Origin of the sequence: Bradyrhizobium sp. NBAIM18 (genome assembly GCF_020193825.1) — a bacterium.
In the GTDB taxonomy this organism is placed as follows: Bacteria; Pseudomonadota; Alphaproteobacteria; order Rhizobiales; family Xanthobacteraceae; genus Bradyrhizobium; species Bradyrhizobium yuanmingense.
This window is the reverse complement of sequence record NZ_JADYVO010000010.1, coordinates 172,210-192,738: the sequence shown is the minus strand read 5'-3', so window position 1 is coordinate 192,738 and position 20,529 is coordinate 172,210. Positions and strand designations below refer to the sequence as shown.

The window sequence follows — 20,529 nt, the reverse complement described above, 5'->3', positions numbered from 1 at the left end:
GACAATAATTCCGGGAGACGCAAAATGAGTGGAAGCGCGGCGGCAGTGATGACGAAGCCCGTCTTTCGCAAGGTCCAGTGGCTCGCGCGCGACATCGACGTCGAGCGTCGCGGCGACGGCACGGTGGTGCTGAAGTCGCGCATTCCGCTGCAGCCTTATGAGAAGCACATCCCGGCGTCGCTGGCGAAATGGGCGAAGGAAGCGCCCGAACGCATCTGGCTGGCGCAGCGCGGCGGTCCGAACCGCGAATGGCGTAAGGTGTCCTATGGCGAAGCCAAGCGCATTGTGGACGCGCTGACGCAAGGCCTGCTCAATCTCAAACTCGACGGCCGGCCCGTCACGATCCTCTCCGGCAATTCGATCGAGCATGCGCTGATGACGCAGGCCGCGATGCAGGCGCGCGTCCCGGCAGCGCCGGTGTCGCCGGCCTACTCCTTGATGAGCCACGACCACGTCAAGCTGAAGTACCTGTTCGAACTCATCAAGCCGGCCGTATTGATGGTGCAGGACGGCCCGACCTTCGAGAAGGCGCTGAAGGCGCTCGACCTCCGCGGCGTCACAGTCGTTCACGTCGCGCGGCCCTGCGAGGGCATCAAGAGCGTCAGCTTCGCCGAGCTCGCGGCAACGCCTGTCATGACCGATGTCGAGGCATCGATCGCGAAGATTACGCCGCAGACCGTCGGCAAACTGCTGTTCACATCAGGCTCGACCGGCATGCCCAAGGCCGTCATCAACACGCAGGAGATGATGTGCGCCAATGCGGCGATGATGATGCAGGTGCGGCCGCGCGATCCGAACGGGCCGATCTCGACCATGCTGGACTGGATGCCCTGGAACCACACCATGGGCGGCAATGCCGCGTTCCACCCGATCCTGGTCGACGGCGGCACGCTCTATATCGACGACGGAAGGCCGATGCCGGGCCAGTTCGAGGAGACGCTGCGCAATCTGCGCGAGATCTCGCCGACCTATTATGCCAACGTGCCGGCCGGCTATGCCGCGCTGGCAGCGGCCATGGAGAAGGACGACGCGCTCTGCCGTTCCTTCTTCAAGAATCTCTCGATCATGGCCTATGGCGGCGCGCGTCTGCCCGACGATCTCTACAACCGCATGCAGGCGCTGGCGGTGAAGACGACAGGCGAGCGCATCGTGTTCTACACCGGCTGGGGTTCGACCGAGACCGCGCCGACCTCGACCGGCACCTATTGGGACACCGAGCGCGTCGGCCTGATCGGCCTGCCGTTCCCCGGCGTCGAGTTGAAGATGGTGCCGTGCGGCTCGAAATACGAATTGCGCCTGCGCGGCGTCAATGTCACGCCCGGCTATTTCGGCCAGCCTGAGCTGACGAAGAAGATGTTCGACGAGGAAGGTTTTTATTGCATCGGCGATGCCGGCGTCTTCGTCGACGATTCCGATCCGGTGCAAGGCATCATCTTTGCCGGCCGCGTGGTGGAGGACTTCAAGCTCACCACGGGCACATTCGTACATGTCGGCTCGCTGCGGACCGATGCCATCGCGGCCGCCACGCCCGTGGTGCACGACGCGCTGGTCGCGGGGCAGGACCGTCCCTTCATCGGCCTCCTGGCCTGGCCGAACCTGCACGCCTGCCGCCAGCTGGTCGGCAATCCCGATCTCAGCTTTGCGGATGCTGTGAAGCATCCCGAGGTGATCGCTTGCTTCAGGCGCGGCCTGGAAGCCCACAACCGTGAATGCGAAGGCGCCAGCAGCCGTATCATCGCGCGCGCGATGCTGATGGTCGAGCCGCCCTCGATCGACGGCAACGAGCTCACCGACAAGGGCTACATCAACCAGCGCGCCGGCCTGGAACGCCGCGCGGCGCTGGTGGAGCGGCTCTATGCGGACAAGCCGGATCAGGATGTGATCGTGCTGAAATGAAGACGACACTCGCTCCATTCGTCATTCCGGGGCGCGCGCAGCGCGAGCCCGGAATCCATCGGGCCGCATATGCGTGGCGAAATGGATTCCGGGTTCGCCGCTGCGCGGCGCCCCGGAATGACGGCAATAAATGACAACGAATAAGAGGTAAGCCCGCCATGAACTTCGATTTCTCCGACGATCAAAAACAGCTCCGCGACCAGGCGCGCAAGTTCCTCGCCGAGAAATGCTCGCCCAAGGCGGTGCGTGTCGTGCTCGACGGCAAGGCGCCTTACGACCAGGAGCTCTGGAAGGGCCTCGCCGAGATGGGCTTCCTCGGCGTCGCCATTCCGGAGGAGTTCGGCGGCGCCGGCGCCGGTCATCTCGAGCTGTGCGTAATCGCGGAAGAAATGGGCCGGGCCAACGCGCCGGTGCCGTTTTCCTCGACCGTGTACCTCGCCGCCGAAGCGCTGCTGATCGCCGGCAGTGACGCGCAGAAGAAGAAATGGCTGCCGGCGATTGCTTCCGGCGAGGCCATTGGCACGCTGGCGCTGTTCGAGGGCAAGGGCAACCCGTCGCCGAAGAACGTCAAGCTGACGGCTGCGAACGGCGTGCTCAACGGCGTCAAGAAGCCGGTCGCCGACGGTGCGATTGCCGATTTTGCGGTGGTCGCCGCGCGCACGGGATCGAGTGGGCGCGACAATGACATCTCGCTGTTCCTGGTCGATCTCAAAGCCGGCGGCGTCGATGTGAAGAGCCTCACCAATCTTGATCCGACCCGCGGACAGGCCGAGATCACCTTCAAGGATGCCAAAGCCGAGCCGCTCGGAGCTGCGGGCGACGGCTGGAGCATCCTCACCCAGGTGCTCGACCGCGCCGCGGTGCTGTGCGCGTTCGAGCAGGTCGGCGGCGCCGACCGAGCGCTGGAGATGGGCCGCGACTACGCGTTGGACCGCATCGCCTTCGGCCGCCAGATCGGCTCGTTTCAGGCGGTCAAGCACATGCTCGCCGACATGTACGTCTCGGCGACGCTGGCGCGCTCCAACAGCTATTACGGCGCCTGGGCGCTCTCGACCAATGCGGCCGAACTGCCGGAAGCCGCCGCTGCGGCGCGCATCAGCGCGACGCAGGCGTTCCAGCACTGCGCCAAGAACAACATCCAGGTTCACGGCGGCATGGGCTTCACCTGGGAATTCGACTGCCACATGTACTATCGCCGCGCCCACGCGATGGCGCTCGGGCTCGGCAGCCTCACTTATTGGGAAGATCAGCTGATCGACCGGATGCGGAAGAAGAACGCGGCGTAACGACAGGTGCGTAGGGTGGGTTAGCCGAAGGCGTAACCCACCATCGACCGGCAGTGCTCGACAGAATTGGTGGACTACGCCTCCGGCTAATCCACCCTACGGACAGCAGAGAAGCAAGATGAACTTCGACGACACCCCGCAGGAAGCCGAGTTCCGCGCCACCGCCCGCGCCTGGATCAGTGCCAACGCGCCCAAGCAATACGAGGACGAGCTGCGCAAATCGTCACTCGGCCGCACCGTGCTCAAGAACGCTGACATTCTCGAAGTGGCGAAGGCGTGGCAGAAGAAGAAGGCCGACGCCGGCTGGGCCTGCCTGCACTGGCCGAAGGAATATGGCGGGCGTGGCGCCTCGCCGATCGAGCGCGTGATCTGGCAGCAGGAGGAGGGGCCGTTCGGCCAGCTGTCCCGCATGTTCATCATCGGCCACGGCATGTGCGGGCCGACCATGATGGCGTTCGCGCGCGAGGAGCATAAGCGGACCTATCTGCCGCCGCTCGCCTCCGGCGAGAAGGTCTGGTGCCAGCTGTTCTCCGAGCCCGCCGGCGGCTCGGACGTTGCGGGCTTGCGCACACGTGCGGAGAAGGACGGCGACGACTGGATCATCAACGGCCAGAAGATCTGGACCTCGGGCGCGCATTATTCCGACTACGGCATTTTGCTTACGCGCACCGATCCAACCGTGCCCAAGCACAAGGGCCTCACCATGTTCTTCCTGGACATGAAGAGCCCCGGCGTCGAGGTGCGGCCGATCAAGCAGGCGAGCGGCGCCTCCGACTTCAACGAGGTCTATTTCACCAACGTCCGCATTCCCGACCATCAGCGTCTCGGCGAGGTCGGCGACGGCTGGAACGTCTCGCTGACCACGCTGATGAACGAGCGCAGCGCGATCGGCGCGGCCGTGTCGACCGGTTTCCCCGAGCTGTTCGAGTACTGCTCCAGCCTGATGCTCGACGACGGCCCGGCTATCGAGGATCGCGCGGTGCGATCCAAGCTGGCGAACTGGGCGGTGAAGGCGAGCGGCCTGAAATACACCAGCATGCGTGCGATCTCGGCGCTGTCGAGGGGCGAACGCCCGGGGCCGGAAAACTCCATCGGCAAGCTGGTGGCGGGCTCCATGATCCAGGACGTCGCGACCTATGCACTGGATCTGCAGGGCGCGGCGGGCGTCGTCAGCGGTGAGGATGCCGAGCTCGCCGGCCGTTTCCAGGCCATGCTGCTGCGTGCGCCGGGCACCCGCGTCGAGGGCGGCACCGACGAGATCATGCGCAACATCATCGCCGAGCGGGTGCTGGGCCTGCCAGGCGACATCCGCGTCGACAAGGACGTGCCGTTCAACAAGATCCCGACGAAGGGAAGAGGGTAGAGGTCCGCCATGAATTTCGACGACACCCCGCAGGAAGCCGCGTTCCGCGAGACCGCGCGCAAATGGATCGAGGCCAATGCGCCGAAGGAGCTGCACGGCGAGCTGTCAAAGTCCTCGCTCGGCCGCATCCGCCTTGCCAATCACGACATCGTCGATGTCGGCAAGGCCTGGCAGAAGAAGAAGTTCGAGGGCAATTGGGCCTGCCTGCACTGGCCGAAGGAGTATGGCGGCCGCGGCGCGACGCCGATCGAGAAGGTGATCTGGCAGCAGGAGGAGGGCGTCTACGGCAAGCTGACGCAGCCGTTCCAGATCGGCGAAGGCATGTGCGGTCCGACCGTGATGGCGTTCGGCAGCGAAGATGCAAAACGCCGTTACTTGCCAAAGCTCGCATCGGGTGAGGAGATCTGGTGCCAGCTGTTCTCCGAGCCGTCTGCCGGCTCCGATGTCGCAGGCCTGCGCACGCGCGCGGAGAAGAAGGGCGACAATTGGGTCGTCAACGGTCAGAAGATCTGGACCTCGGGCGCGCATTATTCCGACTACGGTCTTTTGATCGCGCGCACCGATCCGAACGTGCCCAAGCACAAGGGTCTCACCATGTTCTTCCTGGACATGAAGAGTCCCGGCGTCGAGGTCAGGCCGATCAAGCAGGCCAACGGCATGCAGGAGTTCAACGAGGTCTATTTCACCGATGTCGTGATCCCCGATAGCCAGCGGCTGGGCGCCGTCGGCGACGGCTGGAACGTCTCGCTGACCACGCTCATGAACGAGCGCATGTCGATCGGCGCGCGGCTTGCGACCGGCGTCCCTGAAATGTTCGAGTTCTGCTCCAATTTGATGCTGGAGGATGGCCTCGCCATCGACGATCCCGCCGTGCGCTCGAAGCTCGCGAGCTGGGCGGCCAAGTCGAACGGGCTGAAATACACCAGCTACCGCACGATCTCGGCTCTGTCGAAGGGCGAGCGGCCGGGCCCGGAGAATTCAATCGGCAAGCTGGTCTCGGGCATGATGCTGCAGGATATCGCGACTTACGCCATGGACCTGCAGGGTGCGGCCGGTGTTCTCTCTGGCAACGACGAGGAAACGGCGCAGGGCCAATTCCAACAGATGCTGCTGTCCTCGCCCTCGATGCGCATCGCGGGCGGCACCGACGAGATCCTGCGCAACATCATCGCCGAGCGCGTGCTGGGCCTGCCGGGCGACATCCGCGTCGACAAGGACGTGCCGTACAACAAGATCCCGACCAAGGGGCGGTGATCGCGCGCCGCGTGGCTATCCCGGGTGGGCAAAGGCGCCAAGCGCCGTGCCCACCCTTGCGTGTTGCTCACTCCACTCCGATCGTCGTCAGGTCCTGAAACCAGTGCTGCGCCTGCACGAACTGCTTGATCTTCGGTGACAGCGCGTGCGGATTGGTGTCGTGGACGACCCACACCAGCGTCGCATCGTCCACGATCAGCGCGTGCGCCTGCGCCAGCAATTGGTCCTGCCTGGTGCTGTCGAACGTCTGCTTGGCCTCGTCGATCAGCGCGTCGACCTTGGGGTTCTTGTAGCCGCCCCAGTTGACGCCGACAGGCGCGATCTGGCCGGAATGGAAGAAGCGGACGATGGCGTAGAGCGGATCCGAGGTGACATAGGCGATGTTGTTGGAGGTGATGCCGGCGTTCATCTCGTCGGCGGCGCCCTTGCGCCAATGCGTATAGAGCGTCTCCAGCTCGACCACCTTGAAGTCGATCTCGATGCCGATCTCCTTGAAGCTCTGCTGCAGGAATTCATTCATCGGCAGCGACAGCATCTGACCGGTGCCGCCTTGCGCGATGATGAAGGTGGTCTTCAGCGGCTTTGCTTTGGAATAGCCCGCTTCCTCCACCAGCTTCTTGGCGGCGGCGAGATCATATTTCAGCTCGAAGCTGGGCTTGCCGAACCACGGGCTCGACGGGTCGACCTGGCCCTTGGCGGGCTTCGCGAGGCCGTTCATCAGGCCGACGACTTCGTCGCGGTTGATCGCAAGATTCAGCGCCTTGCGCAGGCGGATGTCGGTCCAGGGCGAGCCCGGTAGCACGCTGAGATGATAATCCCACACATGCGGCGTGACGTTGTCGACCAGCTTCATGCCGGCCGCCTTCAGCTGCGGCACGGCATCCGGCGCCGGCGTTTCGATCAGGTCCACCTGGCCGGCAAGCAGCGCGTTGGTGCGCGTCAGCGCTTCCGGCATCGGCACCAGCACGATCTTGTCGACCTTCGGAATGCGCTTCTTGTTCCAGTAGTCCGGATTCTTGGTTAGCTCGGCGAGCTCGCGCGGCACCAGCTTCGTCAGCTTGAACGGGCCGGTTCCGGAGGGCTGGCTGGCGAATTTGTCCCAGTCCTTGCCGAGCTTTTCATATTGCGCCGGGCTCGAGACCAGGAACCACAGCATCTGATAGGGGAAGAACGAATCCACCGTCTTGGTGGTGATCTCCACCGTGAAGTCGTCGATCTTGGCATAGCTGGCGACGGAGGGAAGGCGGGTCTTCACCTGCGCGCTCTGCCGCTTGTCGAATTGCGTCGCCTTGTCGTTGAGCACCTTGTCGAGATTCCAGATTACCGCATCGGCGTTGAAATCGCTGCCGTCGTGGAACTTCACGCCCTTGCGCAGGGTGAAGCGCCACTTCGTCTTGTCGGCGTCGTCCACCTTCCATTCGGTGGCGAGGCCCGGCACCAGCTTGCCGGGGCGGTCGGCGACGTCCATCTCCCAGGCCACCAGCGGATCGTAGATCGTGTAGGCCGTGAACTGATAGGCGCCGGCGCCACGATCTGGCTGGCCAGTGGTGAGTGGAATATCCGCCATCGAGATGCCGTAACGCACCACCGTTTCGGCGTGCGCCGCGATTGCAGACACCGCCAGTGCAAGCACGGCGAGACAGGTCGATAGACGAATACGCATGGCCCAAAGCTCCAGGGGAATCTGGGACCAGACCTGCAATCTTGATGCCAGAATAGGCAGCGCGCCGATTTCGCCCGTGCGTCATCACAAGGACTTGTCGTCGCAGGGGCAATTCGCAGAAAAAGTTTTCCCTTGGCATAGCCATTGCATACGATTGCATCAAAATTAATCATCGGAAGCCGGAAAGGGACTGAGGCGATGTTTATCAAGAACAACAACACACGTGCGGCGCTGATCGCGCTGTTGGCGCTTGGCAGCGCGGCCGCATGGCCGCGGGTGGCGGCTGCCGAAACTGTGCTGCGCATCGGCATGACTGCTGCCGATATTCCGCGCACGCTCGGCCAGCCCGATCAAGGTTTCGAGGGCAACCGCTTCACCGGCCTCACCATGTACGATGCGCTGACCAGCTGGGACCTGTCCTCTGCCGACAAGGCGAGCGTGGTGATCCCCGGTCTTGCCACCGAATGGAAGGTCGACGATGCCGACAAGACCAAATGGACCTTCAAGCTGCGCCCAGGCGTCACCTTCCATGACGGCTCGCCGTTCAATGCCGACGCGGTGGTGTGGAACGTCGAGAAGGTGCTGAAGCAGGATGCGCCGCAATTCGACGCCAGCCAGGTCGGCGTCACGGCCTCACGCATGCCGACGCTGGCCTCCGCGAAGAAGATCGACGACATGACCGTCGAGCTCACCACCAAGGAGCCCGACAGCTTCCTGCCGATCAACCTCACCAATCTGTTCATGGCGAGCCCTGCGAAGTGGCAGTCCTTCTACGACAAGGCCGAAGGCGCCGACGCCAAGGCGAAATCGCAGGCCGCATGGACCGCCTTCGCCAGGAGCGCCTCGGGCACCGGCCCGTGGAAGATGGCGAGCTTCACCCCGCGCGAGCGGCTCGAGCTGGTCAAGAACCCGGACTACTGGAACAAGGCGCGCGTGCCCAAGGTCGACAAGATGGTGCTGCTGCCGATGCCGGAAGCCAATGCGCGGACCGCGGCCCTGCTGTCCGGCCAGGTCGACTGGGTCGAGGCGCCGGCACCGGACGCGCTGCCCGAGCTCAAGCAGCGCGGCTTCAAGCTCTATTCCAACGAGCAGCCGCACGTCTGGCCGTGGCAGTTCTCGCGCGTCGAGGGCTCGCCCTGGAACGACATCCGAGTGCGCAAGGCCGCGAACCTCTGCGTCGACCGCGAAGGCCTCAGGGACGGTCTGCTCGCGGGGCTGATGGTGCCGGCGTCCGGCACCTTCGAGCCCGGCCATCCCTGGCGCGGCAATCCCACCTTCCAGATCAAGTACGACAAGGCGGCTGCGCAAAAGCTGATGCAGGAGGCCGGCTACGGTCCCAACAAGAAGCTGACCGTGAAGACGCAGACGTCGGCGTCCGGCTCCGGCCAGATGCAGCCCTTGCCGATGAACGAGTATCTCCAGCAGGCACTGGCCGAATGCTATTTCGACGTCCAGCTCGACGTCATCGAATGGAATACGCTGTTCACCAACTGGCGCCGCGGCGCAAAGGATCCCAGCGCCAACGGCTCGCACGCGACCAACGTCACCTACGCGGCGATGGACCCGTTCTTCGCGCTGGTGCGCTTCCTGCAGTCGGGCATGGCGCCGCCGGTCTCGAACAATTGGGGCTTCATCAACAACCCCAAATTCGACGAGCTGGTGAAGAAGGCGCGCCAGACCTTCGATCCCGCCGCGCGCGACGCCGCGCTCGCCGAGCTGCACGCAGCCTCAGTCGACGACGCTGCCTTCCTCTACGTCGCCCACGACGTCGGTCCGCGCGCGATGAGCCCGAAGGTGACAGGCGTCGTGCAGCCGAAGAGCTGGTTCATCGACTTCTCGCCAGTGTCGATCGCGCAGTGAGGTGAGTACGCTCTATCGACGCGTCATGCCCGGGCTTGACCCGGGCATCCACGTGTCTCCTCCAGCTCCGTCATTGCGGGATCGTCCGAAGGGCCAGACCTCAGGTGCGCAATTGCGCACCGGGGAATCTCGAGATTCCGGGTTCGATGCTTCGCATCGCCACCGAATGACGAACCAAGAAAACGTGGATGACCGGGACAAGCCCGGCCATGACGACCTCTACGCACTAACCTGAGTAATCCAACGTGCTCGCCTATACCGCCAGACGCATTGTCTACGTCGTCCCCATCGTCATCAGCGTGGCGCTGGTGTGCTTCCTGCTCGTGCACATCACGCCGGGCGATCCGCTGGTCGCCGTGCTGCCGGCCGATGCGTCGCAGGAGCTCGCCGCGCAGCTGCGCGCCGCCTATGGCTTCGACCGGCCGCTGCCGGTGCAGTTCGGCCTGTGGCTGCTGCGTGCCCTTCATGGCGATCTCGGCAATTCCATCGCGACGGGGCGTCCGGTGCTGGCCGAGGTCATGCGCGCGGTCGGCAACACTGTCACGCTCGCGATTGCCGCCGCCATCATCGGCTTCACCATGGGCGTCCTGCTTGGCCTGATCGCCGGCTATTTCCGCGAGACCTGGATCGACAAGGTCGCGACCTCCTTTGCCATCGCCGGCGTCTCGGTGCCGCATTACTGGCTCGGCATGCTGCTCGTCATCATCTTCTCGGTCCAGCTGAACTGGCTGCCCGCGGTCGGCGCCGGCCCCAGCGGCTCCAATTCCTGGGCGTGGGATTGGGCGCACCTCAAATATCTCGTGCTGCCGGCGATCACGACGTCGGTAATCCCGATGGGCATCGTCACCCGCACGGTGCGCGCGCTCACCGGCGACATCCTCTCGCAGGATTTCGTCGAGGCCTTGCGCGCAAAGGGCCTGCACGAGCGCGGCGTGTTCCGCCACGTCATCAAGAATGCCGCGCCCACCGCGCTCGCGGTGATGGGGCTTCAGCTCGGCTACATGCTCGGCGGCTCGATCCTGATCGAGACGGTGTTCTCCTGGCCGGGCTCGGGTTTCCTGCTCAACTCGGCGATCTTCCAGCGCGACCTGCCGCTGCTGCAGGGCACGATCCTGATCCTGGCGCTGTTCTTCGTCTTCCTCAATCTTCTGGTCGACATCGCCCAAGCCGCGATCGACCCGCGCATCAAGCGGGGCTAGCCGATGAGCGAGCTCCCCCTGTCCGCCACCGCCAGCGACGCAGCGCTGCAGGCCGCGCCCGCGACCAAGGCGCGCGGCTATTGGGCGACCGTCGGCCGCCGCATCATGCGCGACAAGGTCAGCATGGCCTGCGCGCTGGTGCTGCTGCTGATCTTCCTTTCCGCGATCCTCGCGCCGTGGCTCGGTCTCGAAGACCCCTACAAGGGTTCGATGATCCGCCGCCTCCGCCACATCGGCACGACAGGCTATCCGCTCGGCACCGACGAGCTCGGCCGCGACATGCTGGCCCGGCTGATCTATGGCGGGCGGCTGTCGCTGGTCATCGGCATCCTGCCGGTGATCCTGGCCTTCTGCATCGGCACCTCGCTCGGCATCATTGCCGGCTATGTCGGCGGCAAGCTCAACACCGCGATCATGCGCACGGTGGACGTGTTCTACGCCTTCCCGTCGGTGCTGCTGGCGATCGCGATCTCCGGCGCGCTCGGCGCCGGCATCCTCAACTCCATCGTGGCGCTCACCATCGTGTTCGTGCCGCAGATCACCCGCGTCGCCGAGAGCGTCACCACCGGCGTGCGCAACATGGACTTCGTCGAGGCCGCCCGTGCCTCCGGCGCGGGCGCTTTCACCATCATGCGCGTCCACATCCTCGGCAACGTGCTCGGCGCGATCTTTGTCTATGCCACCAGTCTGATCTCGGTCTCGATGATCCTGGCGGCCGGTCTGTCCTTCCTCGGCCTCGGCACCAAGCCGCCGGAGCCGGAATGGGGCCTGATGCTGAACACGCTGCGCACCGCGATCTACGTCAATCCCTGGGTCGCAGCCTTGCCGGGCGCGATGATCTTCGCGGTCTCGATCTGCTTCAATCTGCTCTCGGACGGCCTGCGTAGCGCCATGGACATCAGGAACTAGGCCATGAGCGAAACCAACACCTCCGTCGAAATGCTGGAGCCGGTCGAGGACCGCGGTGGGCTCGCGCAGCCGCTGCTGCAGGTCAACGGCCTGACCAAGCATTTCCCGGTGCGCGGCGGCCTGTTCGCCGCCAAGCGCACGGTGCGTGCCGTCGACAATGTCTCCTTCTCCGTCGCCAAGGGCGAGACGGTCGGCATCGTCGGCGAGTCCGGCTGCGGCAAGTCCACTACCGCGCGGCTCCTGATGCACCTGATGCCGCGCGATGACGGCGACATCATCTATGACGGCATGACCGTCGGCCAGTCGCTGAGCCTGCGCGAGCTGCGCCGCGGCATGCAGATGGTGTTCCAGGATTCCTACGCCTCGCTCAATCCGCGTCTGACGATCGAGGAGTCGATCGCTTTCGGTCCCAAGGTCCATGGCATGGCCGATGGCGCGGCGAGGGCGCTGGCGCGCGAGCTGCTCGGCAAGGTCGGCCTGCGCCCGGAAAACTTCGCCAACCGCTATCCGCACGAGATCTCCGGCGGCCAGCGCCAGCGCGTCAACATCGCCCGTGCGCTGGCGCTGTCGCCGCGGCTGGTGATCCTGGACGAAGCCGTCTCGGCGCTCGACAAATCCGTCGAGGCGCAGGTGCTCAACCTGCTCGCCGATCTCAAGCGCGAATTCGGGCTCACCTATCTCTTCATCAGCCACGACCTCAACGTGGTGCGCTACATCTCGGACCGCGTGCTGGTGATGTATCTCGGCGAGGTCGTCGAGCTCGGCCCGGTCGACCAGGTCTGGGACAGCCCGGCCCATCCCTACACCCGGGCGCTGCTCGCCGCGATGCCGTCTTCGGACCCCGACAGGCGCACCGAGACGCCGCCGATCACGGGCGACCCGCCCAATCCGATCGATCCGCCGCCGGGCTGCCGTTTCCACACCCGTTGCCCGTTTGCGGAGCCGCTCTGCGCAAATGCGACACCAAAGCTCACTGCGCTGGATAATATGGGCCACGAGGCCGCGTGCTACATGGCGATACCGGGTTCAGGCCATAGCCGCGCCCCCAGGGGAGACACCGCATGACGAGACCAACACCGAAAGAGATCAAGCCGATCGCGCATATCGCCGGCGTGCCCGTGGACGACGAGATCGCAATCCGCATCTCCAACGCCATCGGTCCCGCGTTTGAGGGCTTCGCCGCCATTGCCGGCACGCTGCCGTTCGACCTCGAGCCGGCCGGCTATGTTCTTGCGCAGACGCAGAAGGTGTCGAAATGAGCACCGAATCCGCATTGATGACGCTCACCGAGGTCGCACGCGCGATCGCGGCCAGGCAGGTGTCGTCGCGCGAAGCCACCCGCGCGCTGCTACAGCGCATCGGGCAATGGCAGCCCCACCTCAATGCCTTCATGTCGATCGAGGCCGAGGCTGCATTGAAAGCGGCGGATGCCGCCGATGCCGAGCTCGCCAAGGGCAATGTCCGCGGTCCCCTGCATGGCGTGCCGCTCGCGCACAAGGACATGTACTACGATGCCGGCCACGTCTCGACCTGCGGCTCGCTGATCCGCCGCGATTTCGTACCGAACGTCACGTCCACCGCCTTGCAGCGGCTCAAGGACGCCGGCCAGGTCCGGCTCGGCACGCTGCATCTCGCCGAGTTCGCCTATGGCCCGACCGGGCACAACGCTCATTACGGTCCGGTGCGCAATCCCTGGAACGTCGCCCATATCACCGGCGGCTCCTCATCCGGCTCCGGCTCGGCGGTTGCCGCGCGCCTGACCTATGCGGCGCTCGGATCGGACACCGGCGGCTCGATCCGCATGCCCGCGCATTTCTGTGGCGTCACGGGGCTCAAGACCACCGTGGGCCGCGTCAGCCGCGCCGGCGCAATGCCGCTGTCGCAATCGCTCGACACCGTCGGCCCGCTGGCCCGCACCGCCGAGGATTGCGCGCTCTTGCTGGCGCTGATGGCCGGGTCTGATCCCGCCGATTCGACCTGCAGCCACGAGCCGCTCGCGGACTACGTCGCGGCCACCAAGGCGTCGCTGAGGGGTCTCAAGATCGGCGTGCCCGCCTCGTTCTATGTCGACGATCTCGACAGCGAGGTCGCGCGCGTGCTGGACGAGACCATCGCGGTGCTCAAGCGCGAGGGCGCCGACATCGTCAAGGTCGAGCTGCCGGACCAGCGGCAATTGTCCTCGGCCAGCCAGCTGGTGCTCGCCGCGGAAGCTGCCGCCTTCCACAAGCGCTGGATGATCGAGCGTCCGCAGGACTATGGCCCGCAGGTCTTGATGCGGCTTCAGAACGGCCTCGCCGTTCCCGCCATCACCTATCTCGAGGCGATGCGTTGGCGCGGGCCGGCGCTCGCGGCCCACAATGCCGCGACGGCAGGCGTCGATGCGGTGATCGCGCCGGCGTCCCCGGTGCCGGCGCCGACGATCGAGGAGAGCGACGTCGGCGGCGGCCCGAACGCGCCGGCGCTGTTGCAGCGGCTGACGCTGTTCACCCGCCCGGTGAATTTCCTGGGCTTGCCGTCACTGACCATTCCTTCGGGATTCACCACGACCGGCCTGCCGGTCGGCATGCAGCTGATCGGCCGCTCCTTCGACGAAGCCACCCTGCTGACCATTGGCGCCGCGTACCAGCGCGTCACCGACTATCACGACCGATTGCCGAAGCTGCCGTCATGACAAACCTCGTCGAGATCTCAGGCCTCAACATCCGCTTCACCGGCGAGCGCACGGTCTATGCCGTGAACGATCTCAGTCTCTCGCTCGGCAATAGCGAGGTGCTGGGCCTGCTCGGCGAATCCGGTTCGGGCAAGAGCGTGACGCTGCGTGCCTTGATGCGGCTGTTGCCGAAGAAGCGCACGCAGATTTCGGGCACGGTCAACGTCATGGGACAGGACGTGCTGGCCATGAACGACGAGCAGCTGTCGTCGTTCCGCGGCCAGACCGTCTCGATGATCTTCCAGGAGCCGGCGCTTGCGCTCGATCCGGTCTACACGATCGGCGCGCAGATCGCCGAAAGCGTGGTGCGCCACGAAGGCAAGAGCTTTGCGGAAGGACGGGCGAGGGCACTCGAAATGCTCGAGGTCGTGCGCATCCCGTCGGCGAAACGCCGCCTAGACGCCTATCCGCACGAGATGTCCGGCGGCATGCGCCAGCGCGCGATGATTGCGCTGGCGCTGGCCTGCCGGCCCAAGATCTTGCTCGCGGACGAGCCGACCACCGCGCTCGATGCCACCGTGCAAATCCAGATTCTGCTCTTGCTGCGCGAGCTGCAGCGCGAGTTCGGCATGTCCGTCATCTTCGTCACCCACGACATCGGCGTCGCCATCGAGATCTGCGACCGCGTCGCGGTGATGTATGCCGGCCAGATCGTGGAGCAGGGCACGCTTCGCGACATCGTCCGCTCGCCGGTGCATCCCTATGCCAAGGGCCTGCTCGCCTCCACCATCCACGGCGCCAAGCGGGGCCAGCGGCTGGAGACCATCCCCGGCACGCCGCCCTCGCTGGCCGAGAAGCCGCGCAATTGCTCCTTTGCTCCCCGCTGCAGGCTCGCCGAGCCACGCTGCCTGGAGCAGTTGCCCGGGAATGTCGCCGTCGGGCCGGGTCGGGCGGCCAGATGCGTCCTGGCGGAGCCGGCCACCGTGCTGTCATAGTTCGGATGAGTTGAACCGTGCTGTGCGAGCCTTTCCAGCATTCACACCCCGTTCATTCCGGTTCCCGTTCCATGGCGCCGTTCACGGAGAGGGACCTCACGGATGTACATTTCCAATGAAGGCCTGCTCGTCATCCTGTTCGTCGGTCTCGTCGCCGGTTGGCTCGCCGGCAAGATCGTGCGGGGCGCCGGGTTCGGCCTTATCGGCGACATCGTGATCGGCATCTGCGGTGCGCTGGTGGCGAGCCTTCTGTTTCCAAAGCTCGGCATCCGCCTCGGCACCGGCTTGATCTCCCAGATTGTCTATTCTGCCATCGGAGCGGTCATCCTGCTGCTGGTGGTACGCCTGGTGCGCGGCGGGGGCCGGCTCTAGCCTCTGCATTCGGCTGAGCGGAACTTGAGCCGCGCTTTTCGCGGAAGCGGCTGAAAGCCTGCAAGAAAAAGCCGCAAGCCTGTGGAATTCCGGACTTGCGCGGAAGGCTGTCGGGGGTAGATGTGGCCCATGAGGCCTCGGATTAAATTCGACCGCGTTGGACGGCCGGAAAACAGATGTTAATCCAAGGCGAGTACTCCTTGAATCGCCTTTGAAATCAGGGCTTTGCCCGGTAGCCGAAAGAGATCAGACTGATGGCAGCCATCCCTGGCGTCCGCCGTTCGGAGCTCGGTGACGCCTTGCGCGCTTGTCGCACGGCCTTCATCGGCGTCGGCCTGATGAGCTGCATGATCAACCTGCTCTATCTGACCGGGTCGATCTTCATGCTGGAGGTCTATGACCGGGTGCTGCCGAGCCGCAGCATCCCCACCCTGGTCGGCCTGATCATCCTCGCCAGCTTCCTCTACATGGCGCAGGGCGTGCTCGACATGATCCGCAACCGCATCCTGGGGCGGATTGGCACCGCGCTCGACGAGGCCCTCAATAAGCGCGTGTTCGACACCATCGTGCGCCTGCCGCTGCTGGTCGGCAGCCGCAACGAGGGCCTGCAGCCGCTGCGCGATCTCGACAATGTCCGCTCCTTCCTCGGCAGCATGGGCCCGAGCGCATTCTTCGACCTGCCCTGGCTGCCGCTCTATCTCGCCATTTGCTTCGCCTTCCATGTCCTGATCGGCGTCACCGCGCTGGTCGGCGCCATCATCCTGGTCGGGCTGACGCTGGTGACCGAGTTCATGTCCCGCCAGCCGGCGAAGGAGGCGATGGGCCTCGCCGCCCAGCGCAACGATCTCGCCCAGGCCAGCCGCCGCAACGCCGAAGTGATGGTGTCGATGGGGATGGCCGGCCGGATGAACCAGCGCTGGAGCGAGGCCAACGAAAAATACCTCGCCGGCAATCAGCGGGCGAGCGACGTCGCCGGTGGTCTCGGCGCGGTCGCAAAGGTGCTGCGGATGATGCTGCAATCGGCCGTGCTCGCGGTCGGCGCCTATCTCGTCATCCACCAGGAGGCGACCGCCGGCATCATCATCGCCGGCTCGATCCTGTCCGCCCGCGCGCTCGCGCCGGTCGATCTCGCCATCGCGCATTGGAAATCCTTCGTCGCGGCGCGCCAGAGCTGGCAGCGTCTGACGCGCCTGTTGGAGCAGATGCCGGCGCAGGCGATGCCAACCCAGCTGCAGGCGCCCACCAGCCGGCTCTCGGTCGAGGGCGTCGCCATGGTGCCGCCCGGCGATCAGCGTCTCGTGGTGCAGGATGTCACCTTCGCGCTCGCCGCCGGCAACGGCCTCGGCGTGATCGGCCCGAGCGGTTCCGGCAAGTCGTCGCTGATCCGCGCGCTGGTCGGGGTCTGGCAGCCGGTGCGCGGCAAGGTGCGGCTCGACGGCGCGGCGCTCGATCAATGGACGAGCGACGCGCTCGGCCGCCATATCGGCTATCTGCCGCAGGACGTCGAATTGTTCGGCGGCACCATCGCGCAGAACATCAGCCGGTTCGATCCCGAGGCCACCTCCGAGGCGATCATCGCCGCGGCCAAGGAGGCCGGCGTGCACGAGATGATCATCAAGATGCGCGAGGGCTACAACACCCAAGTCGGCGAGCAGGGCGCCGCGCTTTCCGCAGGTCAGGCCCAGCGCGTGGCGCTGGCGCGCGCGCTCTACGGCAACCCCTTCCTGATCGTGCTCGACGAGCCCAATTCCAATCTCGACACCGAAGGCGACGAGGCGCTGACCCGCGCCGTCCGCTCGGCGCGCGAGCGCGGTGCCATCGTCGTCGTGGTGGCGCACCGCCCGATCGGCGTCGAGGCGGTCGACCAGATCCTGGTGCTGCGCGACGGTCGCATGCAGGCCTTTGGACCGAAGGAGCAGGTGCTCGCCCAGGTGCTGCAGCCGCGCGTGACGCCGCCGGCGCCGATCAAGATCGTCAGCGAAGGCGGAGTGGCCAAACCATGAGCACGAAGCCATGAGCACGTTGGCCATCGGCGGCACCAAGGCGGCCGCGAAGACCGTCCGCGATTCCATCAAGTTCCACCTGATGCTCGGGCTCGCCATCGTGGTGGTCCTGGTCGTCGGCCTCGGGGGCTGGGCCTCGACCGTCCTGATCTCGGGCGCGCTGATCGCGCCGGGCCAGATCGTGGTCGAATCCAACGTCAAGAAGGTGCAGCATCCGACCGGCGGCGTGGTCGGCGAGGTGCGCGCCCGCGACGGCGACCTGGTCAAGTCCGGCGACATCGTGGTGCGGCTCGACGACACCGTCACCAAGGCCAATCTTGCCATCGTCACCAAGAACCTCGATGCGGCGCAGGTCCGTGCGGCGCGCTTGCAGGCCGAGCAGCGCGGTCTCGACCAAATCGAGTTCCCGCAAAGCCTCATCGAGCGGGCGGGCGATCCCGACGTCAAGGCGCTGCTTGCGGCCGAGACCAAGCTGTTCGAGGTCCGCGTCAACGGCCGCACCGGGCAGAAGGCGCAGCTGCGCGAGCGCATCACGCAGCTCAACGAGGAGATCGCCGGTCTCAGCGCCCAGGAAAAAGCCAAGGACCAGGAGATCGCGCTGGTGCTGAACGAGCTCACCGGCGTGCGCGAGCTCTACGACAAGCGTCTGGTGCAGATCTCGCGCCTGACCCAGCTCGAGCGCGACTCGGCCCGTCTCAACGGCGAGCGCGCGCAGTACATCGCCGCGCGCGCCCAGGCCAAGGGCAAGATCACCGAGACCGAGCTCCAGATCATCCAGATCGACAAGGACGTGGTCAGCGAGGTCTCCAAGGACCTGCGCGAGACCAACGACAAGATCGGCGAGCTGATCGAGCGCAAGGTCGCCGCCGAAGACCAGCTCCGCCGCGTCGACATCCGCGCGCCGCAGGACGGCATGGTGCTGCAATCGACGGTGCACACGATCGGCGGCGTCGTCACCGCCGGCGATACCTTGATGCTGATCGTGCCGCAAACCGACGATCTCCAGGTCGAGGCCAAGGTCAATCCGGTCGACATCGACAAGCTCCAGATCGGCCAGAAGACGCTGCTGCGCCTGTCCGCGTTCAACCAGCGCACCACGCCCGAGCTCAACGGTGTCGTCAGCCGCGTCTCGCCCGACGTCACCACCGACCAGCGCACCGGCCAAGGCTACTACACCATCCGCGTCTCGATGCCGCCGGAAGAGATCGCCAGGCTCGGCGACGTCAAGATGATCCCCGGCATGCCGGTGGAAGCCTTCGTCCAGACCGGCGACCGCACCATGCTGTCCTATCTGATGAAGCCGCTGCACGACCAGCTGATGCGGGCGTTCCGCGAGAAGTGACGCGCGACAGCGCGTCGTCTCGGAACGCGCTTAGCGCGCATCGCGGTCTCGTGCCGCACACTCGCTGTCATCGCCCGGCTTGACCGGGCGATCCAGTATTCCAGAGACGTCAGTGATTGAACAGAGAGGCCGCGGCGTACTGGATGCCCCGGTCAAGCCGGGGCATGACAGCGATGTGTGCTGTACGAAAATTGCCCGTCACTGACGCGCTTACGCGTTCTTGCTATAGTTCGACTCAAGCCCGAACAACACGGCGGTCGAACCATGCAGTCTCCTCCCTCCATCCCCACCGCATCCTTCTCCGACGCGTCCCTCGCCGTTGCCCGCCTCGAGGAGATCTACGAGCGCAATACGAAATTCCTGCGCGACCGGTTCGAAGCCTATGTCGGCGGCGAAGCGATCACGATGCGGGTTCGCGCCTACTATCCCTTCGTCCGTATCACCACTGCGACGCATGCGCGGCTGGATTCGCGTCTTGCTTACGGCTTCGTCGCCGGACCCGGCGTGCATGAAACCAGCGTGACGCGGCCGGATCTGTTCCGCAGCTATCTCACCGAGCAGATCGGCCTCTTGATCCAGAACCACGGCGTGCCCGTCGAGATCGGCGAGTCCGCCGAGCCGATCCCGATCCACTTCGCCTATCGGCGCGACATCAATATCGAAGCCGCGATCACCACCAGCGAGAATTCGCCCGTGACACGCTCGCTGCGCGATGCGTTCGACGTGCCCGTTCTCGCGACCATGGACGATTCGATCGCCGACGGCACTTTCGAGCTCCAGCCGGGCGCGCCGGAGCCGCTGTCCCTGTTCCGCGCCGCCCGCGTCGATTACTCGTTGCGCCGGCTTTATCACTACACCGGCACCGATCCCGAATATTTCCAGAACTTCGTGATCTTCACCAACTACCAGTTCTATGTCGATGCCTTCGCGCAAGCGTGCCAGCAGCGGCTGCAGTCCGGCGAAGCCGGGCTCGAAGCTTTCGTCGCGCCCGGCAACGTGATCACGAACAGCGGCGGCGCGATCAGCGGCACCGCGCCGGCTCGCGCACCGCAGATGCCGGCCTTCCATCTGGTCGCACCTGGCTATCGCGGCATCACGTTGATCAACATCGGCACCGGTCCGTCCAATGCGCGCAACGTCACCGACCACGTCGCGGTGCTGCGGCCGCATGCCTGGCTGATGCTCGGCCATTGCGCCGGCCTGCGCAACACGCAGCGGCTCGGCGATTACGTGCTCGCGCACGGCTATGTGCGCGAGGATCACGTGCTCGATCGCGAGCTGCCGCTGTGGGTGCCGATCCCGGCGCTGGCCGAGATGCAGGTCGCGCTCGAGGAGGCGGTCGAGGACGTCACCGGGCTTGAAGGCTTCGAGCTCAAGCGCCTGATGCGCACCGGCACGGTCGCGAGCGTCGACAACCGCAATTGGGAAATTTCCGGGCCTGAGGTGATCCGCCGGCTGTCGCAATCGCGCGCGGTCGCGCTCGACATGGAATCGGCCGCCATCGCCGCCAATGGCTACCGCTTCCGCGTTCCCTACGGCACGCTGCTGTGTGTCTCCGACAAGCCGCTGCATGGCGAGATCAAGCTCGCGGGCATGGCCAGCGAGTTCTACCGCCGCCGCGTCGGCCAGCACCTCGAGATCGGCCTGAAGGCGCTGGAGCGGCTCAAGCAGCAGGAATCGGAACGGCTGCATTCGCGCAAGCTCCGCAGCTTTGCCGAAGTGGCGTTCCAGTAGGCC

General features: G+C 65.4%; 16 protein-coding genes. 15 read left to right on the top strand and 1 reads right to left on the bottom strand.

What is annotated here, in order from left to right:
• Nucleotides 1–24: 24 nt before the first annotated feature.
• From I6F17_RS22850 to I6F17_RS22835, 4 genes are all read left to right on the top strand, one after another.
• Nucleotides 25–1,896, top strand: a complete 1,872-nt coding sequence (locus I6F17_RS22850; RefSeq protein WP_225127946.1) for an AMP-binding protein — start codon at nucleotides 25–27, stop codon at nucleotides 1,894–1,896.
• A gap of 158 nt (nucleotides 1,897–2,054) precedes the next feature.
• Nucleotides 2,055–3,182 carry an acyl-CoA dehydrogenase family protein gene (locus tag I6F17_RS22845; protein WP_225127949.1) on the top strand — a complete coding sequence of 376 codons (1,128 nt, stop codon included), beginning with the start codon at nucleotides 2,055–2,057 and terminating at the stop codon, nucleotides 3,180–3,182.
• Nucleotides 3,183–3,300: 118 nt separating this feature from the next.
• Nucleotides 3,301–4,545, top strand: a complete 1,245-nt coding sequence (locus I6F17_RS22840; protein ID WP_225127952.1) for an acyl-CoA dehydrogenase — start codon at nucleotides 3,301–3,303, stop codon at nucleotides 4,543–4,545.
• 9 nt (nucleotides 4,546–4,554) lie between these two features.
• Complete coding sequence (locus tag I6F17_RS22835; protein ID WP_225127954.1) at nucleotides 4,555–5,799, top strand: acyl-CoA dehydrogenase; 1,245 nt, start codon at nucleotides 4,555–4,557, stop codon at nucleotides 5,797–5,799.
• 67 nt (nucleotides 5,800–5,866) lie between these two features.
• On the opposite strand, the gene I6F17_RS22830 is transcribed toward I6F17_RS22835, so the two are convergent.
• Entirely contained in the window at nucleotides 5,867–7,462 is a 1,596-nt protein-coding gene (locus I6F17_RS22830; protein WP_225127956.1) for an ABC transporter substrate-binding protein, read from the bottom strand.
• 198 nt (nucleotides 7,463–7,660) lie between these two features.
• Between I6F17_RS22830 and I6F17_RS22825 the strand changes: the two genes are divergently transcribed.
• From I6F17_RS22825 to I6F17_RS22775, 11 genes are all read left to right on the top strand, one after another.
• On the top strand, nucleotides 7,661–9,322 hold the full coding sequence (locus I6F17_RS22825) for an ABC transporter substrate-binding protein (RefSeq protein WP_225127965.1): 1,662 nt from the start codon (nucleotides 7,661–7,663) through the stop codon (nucleotides 9,320–9,322).
• Nucleotides 9,323–9,567: 245 nt separating this feature from the next.
• On the top strand, nucleotides 9,568–10,521 hold the full coding sequence (locus I6F17_RS22820; RefSeq protein WP_225127967.1) for an ABC transporter permease: 954 nt from the start codon (nucleotides 9,568–9,570) through the stop codon (nucleotides 10,519–10,521).
• A 3-nt stretch (nucleotides 10,522–10,524) separates the two neighbouring features.
• Nucleotides 10,525–11,430 (top strand): ABC transporter permease, encoded by a 906-nt coding sequence (locus I6F17_RS22815; RefSeq protein ID WP_035997066.1) that lies wholly within the window; start codon nucleotides 10,525–10,527, stop codon nucleotides 11,428–11,430.
• 3 nt (nucleotides 11,431–11,433) lie between these two features.
• A complete protein-coding gene (locus I6F17_RS22810; protein WP_225127969.1) occupies nucleotides 11,434–12,495 on the top strand; it encodes an ABC transporter ATP-binding protein in 1,062 nt (353 codons plus the stop codon).
• A complete protein-coding gene (locus I6F17_RS22805; RefSeq protein ID WP_225127988.1) occupies nucleotides 12,492–12,689 on the top strand; it encodes a hypothetical protein in 198 nt (65 codons plus the stop codon). Before I6F17_RS22810 ends, I6F17_RS22805 begins: the two co-directional genes overlap by 4 nt.
• Complete coding sequence (locus I6F17_RS22800) at nucleotides 12,686–14,101, top strand: amidase (RefSeq protein WP_225127990.1); 1,416 nt, start codon at nucleotides 12,686–12,688, stop codon at nucleotides 14,099–14,101. The genes I6F17_RS22805 and I6F17_RS22800 overlap by 4 nt, the downstream gene beginning before the upstream one ends.
• Nucleotides 14,098–15,075, top strand: a complete 978-nt coding sequence (locus I6F17_RS22795) for an ABC transporter ATP-binding protein (RefSeq protein ID WP_036040492.1) — start codon at nucleotides 14,098–14,100, stop codon at nucleotides 15,073–15,075. Before I6F17_RS22800 ends, I6F17_RS22795 begins: the two co-directional genes overlap by 4 nt.
• Before the next feature lie 102 nt (nucleotides 15,076–15,177).
• Nucleotides 15,178–15,447, top strand: coding sequence for a GlsB/YeaQ/YmgE family stress response membrane protein (locus I6F17_RS22790; RefSeq protein ID WP_035997080.1), 270 nt, complete (start codon nucleotides 15,178–15,180; stop codon nucleotides 15,445–15,447).
• Nucleotides 15,448–15,701: 254 nt separating this feature from the next.
• Nucleotides 15,702–17,450: a type I secretion system permease/ATPase gene (locus I6F17_RS22785; RefSeq protein WP_035997082.1), complete on the top strand. Its 1,749-nt coding sequence runs from the start codon at nucleotides 15,702–15,704 to the stop codon at nucleotides 17,448–17,450.
• A 10-nt stretch (nucleotides 17,451–17,460) separates the two neighbouring features.
• Nucleotides 17,461–18,792, top strand: a complete 1,332-nt coding sequence (locus I6F17_RS22780) for an HlyD family type I secretion periplasmic adaptor subunit (RefSeq protein WP_225128001.1) — start codon at nucleotides 17,461–17,463, stop codon at nucleotides 18,790–18,792.
• Nucleotides 18,793–19,056: 264 nt separating this feature from the next.
• Nucleotides 19,057–20,526: an AMP nucleosidase gene (locus I6F17_RS22775; protein ID WP_128266493.1), complete on the top strand. Its 1,470-nt coding sequence runs from the start codon at nucleotides 19,057–19,059 to the stop codon at nucleotides 20,524–20,526.
• The last annotated feature ends 3 nt before the right edge of the window (nucleotides 20,527–20,529 follow it).

Bases quoted from the DNA above. Each gene is read 5' to 3' on its own strand.
- I6F17_RS22850 (WP_225127946.1), top strand. From the start codon at position 25: ATGAGTGGAAGCGCGGCGGCAGTGATGACGAAGCCCGTCTTTCGCAAG.
- I6F17_RS22845 (WP_225127949.1), top strand. From the start codon at position 2,055: ATGAACTTCGATTTCTCCGACGATCAAAAACAGCTCCGCGACCAGGCG.
- I6F17_RS22840 (WP_225127952.1), top strand. From the start codon at position 3,301: ATGAACTTCGACGACACCCCGCAGGAAGCCGAGTTCCGCGCCACCGCC.
- I6F17_RS22835 (WP_225127954.1), top strand. From the start codon at position 4,555: ATGAATTTCGACGACACCCCGCAGGAAGCCGCGTTCCGCGAGACCGCG.
- I6F17_RS22830 (WP_225127956.1), bottom strand. From the start codon at position 7,462: ATGCGTATTCGTCTATCGACCTGTCTCGCCGTGCTTGCACTGGCGGTG.
- I6F17_RS22825 (WP_225127965.1), top strand. From the start codon at position 7,661: ATGTTTATCAAGAACAACAACACACGTGCGGCGCTGATCGCGCTGTTG.
- I6F17_RS22815 (WP_035997066.1), top strand. From the start codon at position 10,525: ATGAGCGAGCTCCCCCTGTCCGCCACCGCCAGCGACGCAGCGCTGCAG.
- I6F17_RS22810 (WP_225127969.1), top strand. From the start codon at position 11,434: ATGAGCGAAACCAACACCTCCGTCGAAATGCTGGAGCCGGTCGAGGAC.
- I6F17_RS22805 (WP_225127988.1), top strand. From the start codon at position 12,492: ATGACGAGACCAACACCGAAAGAGATCAAGCCGATCGCGCATATCGCC.
- I6F17_RS22800 (WP_225127990.1), top strand. From the start codon at position 12,686: ATGAGCACCGAATCCGCATTGATGACGCTCACCGAGGTCGCACGCGCG.
- I6F17_RS22795 (WP_036040492.1), top strand. From the start codon at position 14,098: ATGACAAACCTCGTCGAGATCTCAGGCCTCAACATCCGCTTCACCGGC.
- I6F17_RS22790 (WP_035997080.1), top strand. From the start codon at position 15,178: ATGTACATTTCCAATGAAGGCCTGCTCGTCATCCTGTTCGTCGGTCTC.
- I6F17_RS22785 (WP_035997082.1), top strand. From the start codon at position 15,702: ATGGCAGCCATCCCTGGCGTCCGCCGTTCGGAGCTCGGTGACGCCTTG.
- I6F17_RS22780 (WP_225128001.1), top strand. From the start codon at position 17,461: ATGAGCACGTTGGCCATCGGCGGCACCAAGGCGGCCGCGAAGACCGTC.
- I6F17_RS22775 (WP_128266493.1), top strand. From the start codon at position 19,057: ATGCAGTCTCCTCCCTCCATCCCCACCGCATCCTTCTCCGACGCGTCC.